The sequence below is a fragment of the Halomonas sp. H10-9-1 genome (assembly GCF_040147005.1).
Lineage (GTDB): Bacteria > Pseudomonadota > Gammaproteobacteria > Pseudomonadales > Halomonadaceae > Halomonas.
Genome location: NZ_JAMSHO010000001.1, coordinates 649,731 through 664,689, shown reverse-complemented (window position 1 = coordinate 664,689; position 14,959 = coordinate 649,731). Strand labels below are relative to the sequence as shown.

The window sequence follows — 14,959 nt, the reverse complement described above, 5'->3', positions numbered from 1 at the left end:
GGCTTTTTCCCTGCGCCCAAGGCACCAGCGCGAGGCGCTCCGGGCGGCGGTTGGCAAGCCGGTCGACAGAGGCGATGATGCCCCCTCCCCCCACCGCAAGGATGCCCCCATGCCCGCCATCTTCTCTCATCGCCTGTGGCTCGCCGCCATGCCGCTGCTGTTCGTGGTGCTATGGAGCACCGGCTTCATCGGTGCCAAGTTCGGCCTGCCCTACGCCGAGCCTTTCACCTTCCTGTTTATTCGCTCCGCACTCACCCTGGCGCTGCTGGCCCCGCTCGCCCACTGGCTCTCGGGCGAGTGGCCCCGCGATTCCCGGCTGTGGGGACATATTGCGGTCTCGGGCCTGCTGGTGCATGGCGCCTACCTGGGGGGCGTGTTCTACGGCATCTACCTGGGCATGCCGGCGGGGCTCGCCTCGCTGCTGGTCGGACTGCAGCCGTTGTTGACGGCGGGTCTCGCCGGCCCACTGTTGGGTGAGCGGCTGACGACACGCCAGTGGCTGGGGCTGATGCTGGGGCTGGTGGGGGTCGCCCTGGTGCTGGGCGGCAAGCTCGACCCGGGCGAGGGTCTCTTCCAGGGCTTCGGCCTGGGGGCGCTCGGGGCCGTGCTGGTCGCGCTGCTGGGCATTACCGGCGGCACGCTCTATCAGAAGCGCCACTGCACCGGCATGCCGCTGCTCTCCGGCACCGTGGTGCAATATCTGGCCACCGTGACGTTGTTCGGCCTGGGCGCTCTGCTCTTCGAGGAGCGCAGCGTGGAGTGGGCGCCCGTTTTCACCCTGACCCTGGGGTGGCTGGTGCTGGTGCTCTCGATCAGCGCCATCCTGCTGCTGATGGCGCTGATCAAGCGCGGCGAGGCCTCGCGGGTGGCGAGCCTGTTCTACCTGGTGCCACCGGTCACCGCCCTGCAGGCCTGGTGGCTGTTCGACGAGGCCCTGCCTCCCGCCTCGCTTGCCGGCATGGCCATCGCCATCGCCGGCGTGGTGCTGGTGGTCAAGGGGCAGCCGGCGAGAGCCGACCGGCGGCGTACTTGACCCCCGGTCCGCCCCGGCGGTGACGCCTGGGGTGGGGGGAGCTGCAGGGTCATGGCGTCCGCGTTGTCATCGTGGTGTCGGGCAGGCTCGCCGACGACGACGGGAACCCTTGCCACTCAGAACTTCTCCAGATAGGCGACGCCTCCCAGGTTACCCATCTGCCGGCGGATCCAGGCGCTACGCTGGACCACCCCCGGAGAGGGCCGAGCGGCATCGCGCCCCCGGGGGTCGGGCAGGATCGCCGCCAGCCGACTGGCCTGGGCCGCACTCAGCCGGTCCGCCGAGACACCGAAGTAGTGCTGCGCCGCGGCCTCCAGGCCGAACACCCCGGTGTCCCACTCGGCGATATTGAGATAGACCTCGAGGATCCGCTGCTTGGGCCATATCAGCTCGATCAGCAGGGTGAACCACGCTTCGAACCCCTTGCGTATCCAGCTGCGCCCGCTCCACAGGAAGAGGTTCTTGGCGGTCTGCTGGCTCAGGGTGCTGGCACCACGCAGCCGACCACCATTACGGCTCGCCTGCCAGGCACGCCGAATCTCCACCAGGTCGAAGCCGTGGTGCTCCAGGAAACGCTGGTCCTCGGCGGCGATCACCGCCAGCTTGGCGTGGTCGGAGAGCGCCTCCCAGGGGCGCCAGCGATGCTGGATATCGATGGGTTCCCGGGCCATCCAGGAGTGCACCTTGCGCTCCACCATCACCATGGAGCCGAACACCGGCGCCTGGCGAAACAGCAGCACCAGCAGCACCGAGAGCACCACAAATCCCAGGGCCGCGCGCCACAGCCAAGCCCATAGCCGCTGCCTCCACCTGGCGATCATCGCCGACCTCGTCGCATGCGTCTCTCCCCGCGTCGTGGGCCCTGATCCCGGGCCCGCGTTAGCCTGCGGCCAGTATAGGGCCCGGGAGGCAGCGGGGGGAGGCGCGGGGCTCAGCGCTTCCTGTGCAGCCGCTCGGCGTGGTAGCGCAGGTGGTCCTCGATGAAGCTGGCGATGAAGTAGTAGCTGTGGTCGTAGCCGGGCTGGCGACGCAGGGTCAGCGGATGGTCATGCTCGGCGCACACCGCCTCGAGGCGCTCGGGGCGCAGCTGCTCCTCGAGGAAGTCGTCGGCCTCGCCCTGGTCGATGAACAGCGGCTGGCTGGAGGCGCCGCGGGCCACCAGCTCGCAGGCGTCGTACTGGGTCCACTTGCCACGATCCTCGCCCAGGTAGCCGGAGAAGGCCTTCTGCCCCCAGGGGCACTCGGTGGGATTGACGATGGGCGCGAAGGCCGACACCGAGCGGTAGTGGCCCGGGCGGCGCAGCGCCATCACCAGGGCCCCGTGGCCGCCCATGGAGTGGCCGCTGATCGACTCGCGGCCGTTGACCGGAAAGTGCTGGCGCACCACCGAGGGCAGCTCCTCGGTGACGTAGTCGTACATGCGGTAGTGCCGCTTCCAGGGCTCCCGGGTGGCGTTGACGTAGAAGCCGGCGCCGGAGCCGAAGTCGTAGCTGTCATGCTCGCCGGGCAGGTCGGTGCCCCGCGGGCTGGTGTCCGGGCAGACGATGGCGATGCCGAGCTCGGCGGCGAGTCGCTGGGCGCCGGCCTTCTGCATGAAGTTCTCGTCGGTGCAGGTGAGCCCGGAGAGCCACCACAGCAGCGGCACCCGCTGGGTCTCGGCCTGGGGCGGCAGGTAGATGGCGAATACCATCTCGCAGTCCAGCGCCCGGGAGCGGTGGCGGTAGCGCTTGTGCCAGCCGCCGAAGCTCTTGTTGGCCGCTACCAGCTCGAGGTTCTCGGTCATGGTCATGGGCAGGCCTCCCGGCTCAGTAGTGAAGGACGGTGCGGATGCTCTCGCCACGGTGCAGCAGCTCGAAGGCCTCGTTGATCTTCTCGAAGGGCATGTCGTGGGTGATGAAGTCGTCGATGTTGATCTCGCCCTTCATGTACTGGTCCACGTAGCCCGGCAGCTCCGAGCGCCCCTTGACGCCGCCGAAGGCGGAGCCCTTCCAGACCCGGCCGGTGACCAGCTGGAAGGGCCGCGTGCTGATCTCCTCGCCGGCGCCGGCCACGCCGATGATGATCGACTCGCCCCACCCCTTGTGGCAGCACTCCAGCGCCGAACGCATCACGTTGACGTTGCCGATGCACTCGAAGGAGTAGTCGACGCCGCCATCGGTGAGGTCGACGATCACCTGCTGGATGGGGTCGCCGTACTCCTTGGGATTGACGAAGTCGGTGGCGCCGAACTGCTCGGCGAGCTTGAACTTCTCCGGATTGACGTCGATGGCGATGATGCGGCTCGCCTTGGCCATCACCGCGCCCTGGATCACCGCGAGGCCGATGGCGCCCAGGCCGAACACGGCGACGGTGGCGCCGGGCTCGACCTTGGCGGTGTTCATCACCGCGCCGATGCCGGTGGTCACGCCGCAGCCCAGCAGGCAGATCTTGTCCATGGGCGCCTCCCTGGAGACCACCGCCAGGGAGACCTCGGGCAGCACGGTGTACTCGCTGAAGGTGGAGGTACCCATGTAGTGGTGCAGCATCCTGCCGTCCAGGGAGAAGCGGCTGGTGCCGTCGGGCATCAGGCCCTTGCCCTGGGTGGCGCGCACGGCACCGCACAGGTTGGTCTTGCCGGAGAGGCAGAACTTGCACTGGCCGCACTCGGCGGTATAGAGCGGGATGACGTGGTCGCCGGGACGCACGCTGGTGACCCCCTCGCCCACCTCCTGGACGACGCCGGCACCCTCATGGCCCAGCACCGCCGGGAAGTTGCCCTCCGGGTCGGCACCGGAGAGCGTATAGGCGTCGGTGTGGCAGACGCTGGTGGCGGCCATCTTCACCAGCACCTCGCCGGCCTTCGGGCCTTCGACGTCGATCTCGACGAGTTCCAGGGGCTTGCCCGCTTCCAGGGCAACGGCGGCGCGTGACTTCATGATCGATCTCCTCACTGGGGGGAATGTTGTCCCCAGTCTAGGCAAGATCGCCATACAAGATAAACTGCACCAAAGGCACGACATTATTGCCACACAGCAATAATGCCGACAACTGGTAACCGAGCTGCGTGAGAGGCGCCGGCGACAGGTCGCAGAGGGGGTCCTACGCCAGGGATGGCGTCGGTAGCGCCCAGGGAGGGGTTCACAGCGCCCCCTCGGAGACCTGCCGCCGGATCAGCCTCGAACAGCTCTTGATCAAGGTGCTTGAATGCAGCGCTGGGATAGAATCGAGGCCTTCGTCGAGGTGGTGCGTCTGGGCACTTTCGTCGCCGCGGCGCGGGAACTGTCGGTGTCGCCCTCCCACGTCAGCCGGCTGGTGGCCCAGCTCGAGCAGCAACTGGGCACTGCCCTGCTCTACCGCACCACTCGCCAGATCCATCTGACCGACGCCGGCACCCTCTACTACCGCCAGTGCCGACAGCTGTTCGACGGCTTCCGCGAGGCCGAGGCGGCGATCGGTGATCTTCAGGAGCGCCCCCAGGGGCGGCTGGCGCTGACCTCGGCCACCACCTTCGGCGAGCGCTACATCGCCCCGCTGGTCAACGACTTCCAGCTCGCGCACCCGCAGCTGGAGGTGCGCATGCACTTCTCCAACCGTCGGGTGGATATTATCGACGAGGGCTTCGACGTGGCGATCCGCATGGGCCGGCTGGAGGACTCTAGCCTGGTAGCCCGACGCCTGTGCGAACGCCGCGAATACGTAGTGGGGGCGCCCGCCTACTTCGCACATATCTCCCAGCCCCACGCCCTGGCCGAGCTCTCCCACCACCGCTGCCTGATCGGCAGCCGCGACCACTGGCGCTTCGCCGTGGAGGGGGTGCGTCGCGAGGTGCGCGTGCAGGGGCGCTGGCGTGCCAACTCGGGGCCGGCCCTGCTCGACGCCGCCCTCAAGGGGCTAGGCCTGGCCCAGTTGCCCGACTATTACGTGGAAGAGCACCTGGCCAGCGGTGCGCTGATCTCGGTGCTCGATGCCTACCGCCACGCCGACGCCGCGGTATGGGCGGTCTTTCCGCGACACCGCCAGCGCTCGCCCAAGTTGCACCTCTTCCTTGAGCACCTGGTGTCGCGGCTACCGAGCAGCCTGCCCCGCCCCCAACAAGACGGCGCCCCGCAGGGCGCCGTGAGTCCGGGAAGCGAAGCCGGACTTACTTGAAGTTCTTCTTCGCGATCTTCTGGATCTCGCCGACGATGCCGCTGCGGAAGCTCAGCACGCAGATCACGAAGATGGCGCCGAGGATCACGCTCACCCAGTTGCCCAAGGGCGACTGGGCCAGTTGGGTCTGCAGGCTGACCACCACCCCGGCCCCCACCAGCGGGCCGAACAGCGTGCCCACCCCGCCCAGCAGGGTCATCAGGATCACCTCGCCGGACATGTGCCAGTGGGCATCGGTCAGCGAGGCGAGCTGGAACACCACCGTCTTGGTGGACCCCGCCAGCCCCGCCAGGCCGGCGGAGAGCACGAAGGCCACCAGCTTGTAGGCGTCGACGTTGTAGCCCAGCGACACCGCGCGCGGCTCGTTCTCGCGGATCGCCTTGAGCACCTGGCCGTAGGGCGAGTGCACGGCGCGCTGGATGATCGCGAAGCCGATCACGAATACCGCCAGCACGAAGTAGTACATGTTGAGGTTGCTGTTCAGGCTGATCAGCCCGAACAGCTCGCCACGCGGCACCCCGTGCAGTCCATCCTCGCCGCCGGTGAAGGGCGCCTGGACGAAGAAGAAGAACATCATCTGCGCCAGCGCCAGGGTCACCATGGCGAAGTAGATCCCCTGGCGGCGAATCGCCAGGGCGCCGAACAGGGTCCCCAGCACCACGGCGGCGAAGGTGCCGATCAGGATGCCCAGCTCCGGGGTCAGCCCCGGGTAACTGGCCAGCATGATGCCGGTGAAGTAGCCGCCGGTGGCCAGGAAGGCGGCATGCCCGAAGGAGAGCAGGCCGGCGTAGCCGAGCAGCAGATTGAAGGCGCAGGCGAACAGCGCGAAGCACAGCACCTTCATCAGGAACACCGGGTAGGCCACGAAGGGCGCCACCAGGGCGATGCCGATCAGCACCAGATAGAGAACGTTGCGACGCAGCCTGGCCTGGCGGCGACGCTGCATGGCGAGGGTCAGGGTCTGGGTTGCCGACATGGCGTCACGCCTCCTTGCCGAAGAGTCCCGCAGGACGCAGCATCAAGATCACCACCATCACCACGAAGATCACGGTGTTGGCGGCCTCGGGGTAATACACCTTGGTCAGGCCCTCGATCAGACCCATGGCCAGGCCGGTGATGACCGCGCCGATGATCGAGCCCATGCCGCCGATCACCACCACGGCGAAGACCACGATCAACAGGCTCGACCCCATGGTCGGCGACACCGGATAGAGGGGGGCGGCCAGCACCCCGGCGAAGGCGGCCAGGGCCACCCCGAAGCCGTAGGTCAGGGTGATCAGCTGGGGCATGTTGACCCCGAAGGCCTGCATCAGCGCCGAATTCTCGGTGCCGGCGCGCAGGTAGGCGCCCAGGCGGGTGCGTTCGATGATGAACCAGGTGGCCAGGCAGACCGCCAGGGCCGCCAGCAGCACCCAGCCGCGATAGATGGGCAGGAACATGAAGCCGAGATTCACGCCTCCCTGCAGAGCCTCGGGCGTGGGGTAGCTGGAGCCCGAGACACCGAAGAAGTTGATCAGGGTGCCCTCGAAGATCAGCGCCAGGCCGAAGGTCAGCAGCAGCCCGTAGAGGTGGTCGAGGTGGGCGATGCGACGCAACAGGAAGCGCTCGATCAACATGCCCAGCGCGCCTACCACCAGCGGCACTACCAGCAGCGCCGCCCAGTAGTTGAGCCCCAGGTGCTGCAGGCCCAGCAGGGCCACGAAGGCACCCAGCATGTACATGGCACCGTGGGCGAAGTTGACGATCTTCAGCAGGCCGAAGATCACCGCCAGCCCCAGGCTGAGCAGGGCATAGAAGGCACCGTTGATCAGGCCCAGCATCAGCTGGCCCATGAACACCATCAACGGCACCCCGAATATCATTGTCATCTCATGGACCTCCCGTCAGGGGCGGCGGCCGTCGCCGCCGCCACGCCGCATCCGCTCAGTTGTTGACCAGCTCGCATTGGCTCTCGGAGAGCGGGCGGTAGGCCTCTTCCGCCGGGATGGTGGCAAGGATCTCGTAGACGTCCCACTCGCCTTCGGACTCCTCGGGCGTCTTCACGCGCGCCAGGTACATGTCGTGGACCATGCGGCCATCCTCACGGATGCGACCATTGCGGGCGAAGAAGTCCTCCACCGGGCGCTCGGCCATGGCTGCGCGGATCGCCTCGGGGTTATCGGTGCCCTCCTCGGCCACGGTCTCCAGGTAGTGCATGGTGCTGGAGTAGATGCCGGCCTGCACCATGGTCGGCATGCGACCCACCCGCTCGAAGTAGCGCTCGGCCCACTCGCGTGACTGGTCATCCATGTCCCAGTACCAGCCGGTGGTGAGCAGCAGGTTCTGGGTATCCTCGAGGCCCATGGAGTGGACGTCGTTGAGGAAGATCAGCAGGCCGGCGAGCTGCTGGCCGGACTGGGTCAGGCCGAACTGGCTGGCGGTGGTGATGGCATTGACGGTGTCGGCGCCGGCGTTGGCCAGGCCGACGATCTTGGCCCCGGAGCCCTGGGCCTGGAGGATGTAGGAGGAGAAGTCGCTGGTCGGGAAGGGATGGCGCACGCCACCGACGATCTCCCCACCGTTCTCCTCCACCACCTTGGTCACGTCCCCCTCGAGGGCATGGCCGAAGGCGTAGTCGGCGGTGAGCATGAACCAGGTGTCGCCGCCCTGCTCGACCACCGCCTTGGCGGTGCCGTTGGCCAGCGGGTAGGTGTCATAGACCCAGTGGATATGGTTGGGGGTGCAGTGCTCGTTGGTCACGCTGGAGGCGGCAGAGCCGGAGACAATCCCCAGGCCATCGTTTTCCTCGATCACCTTGGTGGCAGCGATGGAGACCGAGGAGGCCACCAGGCCGGCGACCAGGTCGACGTTGCGGGTGTCGAACCACTCGCGCACGGTGTTGGCACCCACGTCGGCGCTGTTGCGGTCATCGGCGCTGAACACCTCGATGGGGGCGCCGTTGACCTCGCCGCCGAAGTCCTCGATGGCCATCTCCAGGGCCGCGAGGCCGCCGGGACCGGCGAGGTCACGGTAGGTGCCGGACATGTCGGCCAGGTAGCCGATGCGCACGGCATCATCACTCATCTGGGCCTGGGCACCGGTAGCCATCAGGGTGGCGGTGGCCAGGGCAACGCTGGTAGCGAGAATCTTGCGGTTGAAGGTCATGATTGACTCCGTGGCCCACGAGGGGCGGTTTGTTGTTGTCGATACGGTTGGCGGTGGTGAAACTGCCGGGCGACGGGCGCGCCGTCACACCCCCAGCAGGGCGTTGAGGTGGTCGCGACGCGACGGCAGTTCGGCGGCGCTGATCTCCTCGATGATGCGACCGTGCTCCATCACGAAGTGACGGTCGGCCAGCGGCGCGGCGAAGCGGAAGTTCTGCTCCACCAGCACGATGGTCATGCCCCGCTCCTTGAGCTTGACCAGCACCTCGCCGAGCGCCTGGACGATCACTGGAGCGAGCCCCTCGGTGATCTCGTCGAGCAGCAGCAGCCGCGCCCCGGTGCGCAGGATGCGCGCCATGGCCAGCATCTGCTGCTCGCCACCGGAGAGCCGGGTGCCCTGGCTGCGGCGGCGCTCGTGGAGGTTGGGGAACATGGCGTAGATCTCGTCGAGGCTCATGCCCCCGGAGCGCACCGTGGGCGGCAGCAGCAGGTTCTCCTCGACATCGAGGCTCGAGAAGATGCCGCGCTCCTCGGGGCAGTAGCCGATGCCCAGCCGTGGAATGCGGTGGGGCTTCATGTTCAGCGTCTCGTTGCCGTTGATCATAATCGAGCCGGTGCGCCGGCCGACCATGTTCATGATCGCCTTGAGGGTAGTGCTGCGCCCGGCGCCGTTGCGGCCGAGCAGGGTCACCAGCTCGCCGCGCTTCACGTCGAAGTCGACGCCGTGGAGGATGTGCGACTCGCCGTAGAAGGCGTGCAGGTCGCTGACCCGCAGCATCTCGGCACCGTCGAGGTCGCGATACTCGGTGATCGCCTCGGCTGCCTGGCTCATGCGCTGGCCTCCTCTTCCGCCGCTTCACTGCCCATGTAGGCCTCGCGCACCTGGGGGTTGCGCGACACCTCCTGATAGTCGCCCTCGGCCAGCACGCTGCCGCGCGCCAGCACGGTGATGCGGTCGCACAGCCGGCTGACCACGCTCAGGTTGTGCTCCACCATCAGCACGGTGCGCCCCTTCGAGACGCGGCGGATCAGCTCGACGATGCGATCGACGTCCTCGGCGCCCATGCCCTGGGTCGGCTCGTCGAGCAGCATCACCGTGGGCTCGAGCGCTAGGGTGGTGGCCACCTCCAGGGCGCGCTTGCGGCCGTAGGGCATCTCCACGGTGAGCACGTCGGCGTACTCGGCGAGGCCCACCTGGTCGAGCAGCTCCAGGGCGCGCGCATTGAGGTGATCGAGGCTGCTCTCGGGCTTCCAGAAGTGGAAGGAGGTGCCCAGCTTGCGCTGCAGCGCCACCCGCACGTTCTCCAGCGCGGTCATGTGACCGAACACCGCGGAGATCTGGAAGGAGCGCACCAGGCCCAGGCGCGCGATCTCGTTGGCCTTCATGCGCGTGATGGGCTTGCCGCGATAGAGAATCTCGCCGCGGGTGGGCGGCAGGAACTTGGTGAGCAGGTTGAAGACGGTGGTCTTGCCGGCCCCGTTGGGGCCGATCAGGGCATGGATATGCCCCTCCTGAACCTGCAGGTTGACGTCGTCCACGGCGGTGAAGCCGCGAAACTCCTTGGTCAACCCGCGAGTCTCCAGAATGAACGCCTGGGTCATGGATCGTCCTCTCGGGGCCCCGTGGGACCCGCCGTGGTGCTTGTTGTCGTTGTTGTGCCATCCGCTTCGGACGGCGCCGGCATCGCGCCAGTACTTTACGTTAACGTAAGCTAGAGAAGAGCCCGCGGCGGGGCAATAGGCCCAAGGTGCAAACTCGACTAATGGTGTAGACCCCGAAATATCAATAGCTTGCAAACAAGTCGCCATCCGGGTTCGCCGCGGCGCACAAAGCCCGGTAAAATGATGCGCTTACACGTCAAGCCGGACCCAGCACCATGTCACCTCCGCCTCCCGCCTCCTGGCCGATCGGCTTCGGGGCCACCTGCCTGCGCGCCACACTCTATATCCTGCTGGTGGGCGCCCTGGCCCAGGGCGTCTACCTCGAGGCCCTCCACTTCCCCGCCGACCGCTTCTCCGAGCGGGGCCTCACCGAGCTGGCCCAGACGGCCCTGCTGGCCATCGCCTCGATCCTGCTGCTCTACGTAATGCTCGCGCTTCGCGAGCTGCGCCTCGTCGCCCTGCTGCTGTTCGGGCTGCTGGCGGCCTCGCTGATCCGCGAGCAGGACGTCCACCTTGACACCCACGTCTTCGATGGTGCCTGGCAGCTGCTGGTCAGCCTGACGCTGCTGCCGATCCTGTTCGTGGTCATCCGCAACCGGCGCGCCTTCGTGGCCGAGTTCGCCGCCTACGCCAACAGCCTCTCCTTCGGGCTGTTCGCGGCGGGCTTCTTGACCACCTACGTCTTCTCGCGCCTCTACGGACGTGGCGACTTCTGGCAGGCGATCCTGCAGGAGAACTACCTGCGCGACTTCAAGAGCGCCGCCGAGGAGGTGGTGGAGCTGTTCGGCTATGCCCTGCTGCTGATCGCGGTGATCGAGCTGGTCCTGCTGGCCCGCCGCTGGGCACTGGCGCGCCGGGCCAGCTGACCCCGGGCGAGCCACTCGCCCGCCGCCCTCCAGCCAGCAAAAAGCCCCCGCAGCCTGAATGAACCACCCCACTATTGGGGGTCAGTTCAATTCAGGCTGCGGGGGCTTTTCATCAACGGGCAGTGCCCGCCTCGCTACTCGTCCAGGAAGGAGCGCAGCGGCTCGGAGCGGCTCGGATGACGCAGCTTGCGCAGTGCCTTCGCCTCGATCTGGCGGATCCGCTCGCGGGTGACGTCGAACTGCTTGCCGACCTCCTCGAGGGTGTGGTCGGTGTTCATGTCGATGCCGAAACGCATACGCAGCACCTTGGCTTCACGCGCGGTGAGGCCACCCAGCACGTTGCGCGTCGCCTCGATCAACCCCTCACCGGTGGCGGAGTCGATGGGCAGCACCATGGAGCTGTCCTCGATGAAGTCGCCCAGGTGCGAGTCGTCATCGTCACCGATGGGCGTCTCCATGGAGATCGGCTCCTTGGCGATCTTGAGCACCTTGCGCACCTTGTCCTCGGGCATCTCGAGACGCTCACCCAACTCCTCGGGAGTGGGCTCGCGCCCCATCTCCTGAAGCATCTGCCGGGAGACCCGGTTGAGCTTGTTGATGGTCTCGATCATATGCACCGGAATGCGGATGGTGCGCGCCTGGTCGGCGATGGAGCGGGTGATCGCCTGGCGAATCCACCAGGTGGCATAGGTGGAGAACTTGTAGCCACGGCGATACTCGAACTTGTCCACCGCCTTCATCAGGCCGATGTTGCCTTCCTGAATCAGGTCCAGGAACTGCAGGCCACGATTGGTGTATTTCTTGGCGATGGAGATCACCAGGCGCAGGTTGGCCTCGACCATCTCCTTCTTGGCGCGCCGTGCCTTGGCTTCACCGATGGAGAGACGGCGGTTGACCTCCTTGATCTCCTGCACCGGCAGGCGAACCATCTCCTCCTCGAAGGCGATCTTGCGCTGGGCGCGCTGGATATCCACGCGCAGCGGCGCGAGGCGGTCAGCATACTTGGGATGCCCGTCGGCGAAGGCATCCAGCCACTCGGGGTCGGATTCGCTGCCCGGGAAGGCCTTGATGAAGGTCTTGCGCGGGATGCGTGCCGTCTTGACGCACAGCTGCATCACCGCCTTCTCCTGGGCACGCACCTGCTCGACGCTGATGCGCACCTGGTTGACCAGGCGCTCGAAGTGCTTGGGCACCAGCTTGATCGGCGAGAACAGCTCGGCCAGGCGCGCCAGCTCCTCCTGGGCGGGCTTGGCGTGGCGGCCGTGGGCCTCGATGGCCGCCTGGACCGCGGCGTTCTGCTCGCGGATCTGCTCGAAGCGGGCACGGGCTTCCTCGGGATCCGGGCCGCCGGAGCTCTCCTCCTCGGCCTCGCCGTCTTCATCATCATCGCCCGCCGCCTGGGGCTCCTCCTCGGGAACCTCGGCCTCGGCTACGCCGGGAATGCCCTCATCGGGGTCGATGAAGCCGGAGAAGAGGTCGGAGAGGCGGCCCGGGGCCTCCTCGTCCTGGGTGGCATCGTAGGCCTCGAGGATGGAGTCCACCGCGCCGGGCAGGTAGGCCAGCGCCGACATCACCTCGCGGGTGCCCTCCTCGATGCGCTTGGCGATCTCGATCTCGCCCTCGCGGGTCAGTAGCTCCACCGTCCCCATCTCACGCATGTACATGCGCACCGGATCGGTGGTGCGACCCACGTCGCTTTCCACCGCCGCCAGAGCCGCCACGGCCTCCTCGGCCGCCGACTCGTCGGTGGACTGATCCGACATCATCAGGGTGTCTTCATCGGGGGCTTCCTCGACGACGCTGATGCCCATGTCGTTGATCATGCCGATGATATCTTCCACCTGATCCGGGTCGGCGATATCCTCGGGAAGGTGGTCGTTGACCTCGGCATAGGTCAGGTAGCCCTGTTCCTTGCCGCGCGCGATCAACTCCTTCAGACGCGACTGCTGCTGCGCATTTCCAGCCATAGAAACCCTATCTCGACGAAGAAGAATGAAGCACCTGAAGCGCTGGGTGGAGAAAACTCGTAAAGCCGAACATTATAGCGCCAGAAAGCACCTTTCTGCCAGTTCGATCTATTTGCGCGGTCATTCAGGTGTGTTAGGTTGTCAGGTTACGCCGGTGCCAAGCGCCGTCTCCTATGTGGGGATATTAGGAGAGAAATCAACCGCAGGGCCAATCCATGGCCACTTTTTTTGACCTCCCGGTCAGCGGTGCAGTTCGGTGATCAGCACCATCAGCCGCTGCTTCTCCTCCCGCGACAGCCGCTCCCCCGCCTTCTCCCTGGCCAGCAGTGCGTCGAACTCTTCCTGGGGCGAGCGCCGCTGGCGATGCCGCCGGAAGTGACTCACCAGCCCCTCCAGCTCGTCGCCCCGCGCCGACTTCGGAATCAGCAGCTCACGCCGCGCCAGTGCCGCCAGGCGCTCACCCTCCGGGCTGCCATGGAAGTGCGCCAGCAGTACCTGGGGGCTACGGTAGCCGCCTGCCCTCAGCAGGCGAATCACCTCACGACACAGCACGCCATCGGGGTCCTCCTCCGGGCACCAGTCGTCCTCCTCGGGTAACCGCGCCACCAGCGCCGGCTCGTGCAGCAACAGTTGCAGGGTGCGCGACGCAAGGCTCAAGGCCCCGCCGGTGCGGCGCGCCTGCACGGCAGCACCCTCGCCCCGGGGCGAGGGCGCCTCCGACACGCCGCCCTCCAGCCCATCCATGGAGGGTGACTCCTGCCGGGCGTCGCGCGCCTCTCGTCCCGCGACGCCAGCATCCCTTGCCAACAGGGCCGAGAAACTCGCCGCCTCGACACCGGTACGCCGCGACAACTCGCTCAGCATCAGCGACCGAAGCACCCCGTCCGGCAAGCGCCCGACCGCCTTCAGCACCTGGCTGGCGTAGCGCTCACGCTCCTCGATGCGCGCCAGGTCGCGGCCTGCCGCCGCCTGGTCGAAGAGGAACTCCGACAACGGGCTGGCGCAGGTGATGCGGTCCTGGAAGGCCTCGCTGCCCTCGCGCCGCACCAGGGTATCCGGATCCTCCCCCTCGGGCAGGAACAGGAAACGCGCCTGGCGCCCGTCGATCATCAGCGGCAGCACCGTCTCCAGCGCCCGAGTCGCAGCCTGGCGGCCGGCACGGTCACCGTCGAAGCAGAACACCACCTCGTTGACCAGCCGGAACAGTCGACCGAGATGCTCCTCGCTGGTGGAGGTGCCCAGGGTGGCGACCGCATTGCGGATGCCGAACTGGGCCAAGGCCACCACATCCATGTAGCCCTCGACGATCACCACCCGCTCCAGGCGGTGATCGGCCTGGCGCGCCTCATAGAGGCCGTAGAGCTCGCGCCCCTTGTGGAACACCGGAGTCTCCGGCGAGTTGAGGTACTTGGGCTTGGCATCGCCCAGCACCCGGCCGCCGAAGCCAATGGTGCGCCCCTTGATATCGCGAATCGGGAACATCACCCGGTCGCGGAAGCGGTCATAGGTGCGCCCACTCTCCTCGCGATGCACCAGCAGGCCGTATTCCACTTGCACCGCCTCGCCGATGCCGCGCTCACCGAGATGCCGCTTGAGGCTCTCCCAGGCGTCCGGGGCGTAGCCGACACCGAAGGTCTCGATCACCTCCGACGCCAGGCCGCGACGCTCCAGGTACTCCCGGGCCCCCTGCCCCTCGGGCATCTTCAGCCGCTCGCGGAAGAAGCTCGCCGAGAGCTCGAGGAGGTTCACGCCCTCCTTGCGCTTGCGCTCCCGGGCCTGGGCACGCGGGTCGTCGGCGCCCTCGCGGGGCACCTCCATTCCCAGGCGGCCGGCCAGCTGCTCCACCGCCTCGGGAAAGCGCAACTTGTCATACTCCATCAGGAAACGCAGGGCGCTGCCGTGGGCGCCGCAGCCGAAGCAGTGGTAGAACTGCTTGTCGGCACTCACGGTGAACGACGGCGTCTTCTCCTGATGGAACGGGCACAGGCCCGAGTAGTTGCGCCCTGCCTTCTTGAGCTGGACTCGCTCACCCACCACCTCGACCACGTCGACGCGGGCAAGCAGCTCATCGATGAAACGCTGGGGAATCTGTCCGGCCATTGAAGTCGGATCACCTCGACGACTGCGGTGTGATCACCCTGGGCCGACGGCAGTCGCCAC

At 67.1% G+C, this 14,959-nt stretch carries 14 protein-coding genes; 4 read left to right on the top strand and 10 right to left on the bottom strand.

Annotated elements, in window-relative coordinates:
* The first annotated feature begins 109 nt into the window (after positions 1–109).
* Positions 110–1,033: a DMT family transporter gene (locus tag NFH66_RS03110; RefSeq protein ID WP_349608295.1), complete on the top strand. Its 924-nt coding sequence runs from the start codon at positions 110–112 to the stop codon at positions 1,031–1,033.
* A gap of 116 nt (positions 1,034–1,149) precedes the next feature.
* Here the strand turns inward: NFH66_RS03110 and mtgA are convergent, their stop codons facing one another.
* The 3 genes from mtgA to NFH66_RS03095 all read right to left on the bottom strand — a co-directional run bounded on the left by mtgA (position 1,150) and on the right by NFH66_RS03095 (position 3,948).
* Positions 1,150–1,854 carry a monofunctional biosynthetic peptidoglycan transglycosylase gene (gene mtgA, locus NFH66_RS03105; protein ID WP_349608294.1) on the bottom strand — a complete coding sequence of 235 codons (705 nt, stop codon included), beginning with the start codon at positions 1,852–1,854 and terminating at the stop codon, positions 1,150–1,152.
* A 110-nt stretch (positions 1,855–1,964) separates the two neighbouring features.
* Positions 1,965–2,822 carry an S-formylglutathione hydrolase gene (fghA, locus tag NFH66_RS03100; protein WP_349608293.1) on the bottom strand — a complete coding sequence of 286 codons (858 nt, stop codon included), beginning with the start codon at positions 2,820–2,822 and terminating at the stop codon, positions 1,965–1,967.
* Between the two features lie 16 nt (positions 2,823–2,838).
* Positions 2,839–3,948 (bottom strand): S-(hydroxymethyl)glutathione dehydrogenase/class III alcohol dehydrogenase, encoded by a 1,110-nt coding sequence (locus tag NFH66_RS03095; RefSeq protein WP_349608292.1) that lies wholly within the window; start codon positions 3,946–3,948, stop codon positions 2,839–2,841.
* 268 nt (positions 3,949–4,216) lie between these two features.
* Here NFH66_RS03095 and NFH66_RS03090 point away from each other — a divergent pair, with 268 nt between their 5' ends.
* On the top strand, positions 4,217–5,161 hold the full coding sequence (locus NFH66_RS03090; RefSeq protein WP_349608290.1) for a LysR family transcriptional regulator: 945 nt from the start codon (positions 4,217–4,219) through the stop codon (positions 5,159–5,161).
* Here NFH66_RS03090 and NFH66_RS03085 read toward each other — a convergent pair.
* The 5 genes from NFH66_RS03085 to NFH66_RS03065 all read right to left on the bottom strand — a co-directional run bounded on the left by NFH66_RS03085 (position 5,154) and on the right by NFH66_RS03065 (position 9,906).
* Positions 5,154–6,137, bottom strand: a complete 984-nt coding sequence (locus NFH66_RS03085) for a branched-chain amino acid ABC transporter permease (RefSeq protein WP_349608289.1) — start codon at positions 6,135–6,137, stop codon at positions 5,154–5,156. The genes NFH66_RS03090 and NFH66_RS03085 overlap by 8 nt on opposite strands.
* A gap of 4 nt (positions 6,138–6,141) precedes the next feature.
* On the bottom strand, positions 6,142–7,029 hold the full coding sequence (locus NFH66_RS03080) for a branched-chain amino acid ABC transporter permease (protein WP_349608287.1): 888 nt from the start codon (positions 7,027–7,029) through the stop codon (positions 6,142–6,144).
* 55 nt (positions 7,030–7,084) lie between these two features.
* Positions 7,085–8,305 carry an ABC transporter substrate-binding protein gene (locus NFH66_RS03075; protein ID WP_349608285.1) on the bottom strand — a complete coding sequence of 407 codons (1,221 nt, stop codon included), beginning with the start codon at positions 8,303–8,305 and terminating at the stop codon, positions 7,085–7,087.
* 84 nt (positions 8,306–8,389) lie between these two features.
* Entirely contained in the window at positions 8,390–9,136 is a 747-nt protein-coding gene (locus NFH66_RS03070) for an ABC transporter ATP-binding protein (RefSeq protein WP_349608283.1), read from the bottom strand.
* Entirely contained in the window at positions 9,133–9,906 is a 774-nt protein-coding gene (locus tag NFH66_RS03065) for an ABC transporter ATP-binding protein (protein ID WP_349608282.1), read from the bottom strand. Before NFH66_RS03065 ends, NFH66_RS03070 begins: the two co-directional genes overlap by 4 nt.
* A 275-nt stretch (positions 9,907–10,181) precedes the next feature.
* Here NFH66_RS03065 and NFH66_RS03060 point away from each other — a divergent pair, with 275 nt between their 5' ends.
* Positions 10,182–10,832 (top strand): hypothetical protein, encoded by a 651-nt coding sequence (locus tag NFH66_RS03060; protein WP_349608281.1) that lies wholly within the window; start codon positions 10,182–10,184, stop codon positions 10,830–10,832.
* 134 nt (positions 10,833–10,966) lie between these two features.
* Here NFH66_RS03060 and rpoD read toward each other — a convergent pair whose 3' ends face one another.
* Positions 10,967–12,799, bottom strand: a complete 1,833-nt coding sequence (gene rpoD, locus NFH66_RS03055) for an RNA polymerase sigma factor RpoD (protein WP_349608279.1) — start codon at positions 12,797–12,799, stop codon at positions 10,967–10,969.
* Between the two features lie 25 nt (positions 12,800–12,824).
* Between rpoD and NFH66_RS03050 the strand changes: the two genes are divergently transcribed.
* A complete protein-coding gene (locus tag NFH66_RS03050; RefSeq protein WP_349608277.1) occupies positions 12,825–13,031 on the top strand; it encodes a hypothetical protein in 207 nt (68 codons plus the stop codon).
* 8 nt (positions 13,032–13,039) lie between these two features.
* On the opposite strand, the gene dnaG is transcribed toward NFH66_RS03050, so the two are convergent.
* A complete protein-coding gene (dnaG, locus tag NFH66_RS03045) occupies positions 13,040–14,899 on the bottom strand; it encodes a DNA primase (protein WP_349608275.1) in 1,860 nt (619 codons plus the stop codon).
* Positions 14,900–14,959 lie beyond the last annotated feature (60 nt).

What these genes read in the sequence shown, in the direction of transcription:
- NFH66_RS03110 (WP_349608295.1), top strand. Translation starts at nt 110, where the DNA reads ATGCCCGCCATCTTCTCTCATCGCCTGTGGCTCGCCGCCATGCCGCTG.
- mtgA (WP_349608294.1), bottom strand. Translation starts at nt 1,854, where the DNA reads ATGATCGCCAGGTGGAGGCAGCGGCTATGGGCTTGGCTGTGGCGCGCG.
- fghA (WP_349608293.1), bottom strand. Translation starts at nt 2,822, where the DNA reads ATGACCATGACCGAGAACCTCGAGCTGGTAGCGGCCAACAAGAGCTTC.
- NFH66_RS03095 (WP_349608292.1), bottom strand. Translation starts at nt 3,948, where the DNA reads ATGAAGTCACGCGCCGCCGTTGCCCTGGAAGCGGGCAAGCCCCTGGAA.
- NFH66_RS03090 (WP_349608290.1), top strand. Translation starts at nt 4,217, where the DNA reads ATGCAGCGCTGGGATAGAATCGAGGCCTTCGTCGAGGTGGTGCGTCTG.
- NFH66_RS03085 (WP_349608289.1), bottom strand. Translation starts at nt 6,137, where the DNA reads ATGTCGGCAACCCAGACCCTGACCCTCGCCATGCAGCGTCGCCGCCAG.
- NFH66_RS03080 (WP_349608287.1), bottom strand. Translation starts at nt 7,029, where the DNA reads ATGACAATGATATTCGGGGTGCCGTTGATGGTGTTCATGGGCCAGCTG.
- NFH66_RS03075 (WP_349608285.1), bottom strand. Translation starts at nt 8,305, where the DNA reads ATGACCTTCAACCGCAAGATTCTCGCTACCAGCGTTGCCCTGGCCACC.
- NFH66_RS03070 (WP_349608283.1), bottom strand. Translation starts at nt 9,136, where the DNA reads ATGAGCCAGGCAGCCGAGGCGATCACCGAGTATCGCGACCTCGACGGT.
- NFH66_RS03065 (WP_349608282.1), bottom strand. Translation starts at nt 9,906, where the DNA reads ATGACCCAGGCGTTCATTCTGGAGACTCGCGGGTTGACCAAGGAGTTT.
- NFH66_RS03060 (WP_349608281.1), top strand. Translation starts at nt 10,182, where the DNA reads ATGTCACCTCCGCCTCCCGCCTCCTGGCCGATCGGCTTCGGGGCCACC.
- rpoD (WP_349608279.1), bottom strand. Translation starts at nt 12,799, where the DNA reads ATGGCTGGAAATGCGCAGCAGCAGTCGCGTCTGAAGGAGTTGATCGCG.
- NFH66_RS03050 (WP_349608277.1), top strand. Translation starts at nt 12,825, where the DNA reads ATGAAGCACCTGAAGCGCTGGGTGGAGAAAACTCGTAAAGCCGAACAT.
- dnaG (WP_349608275.1), bottom strand. Translation starts at nt 14,899, where the DNA reads ATGGCCGGACAGATTCCCCAGCGTTTCATCGATGAGCTGCTTGCCCGC.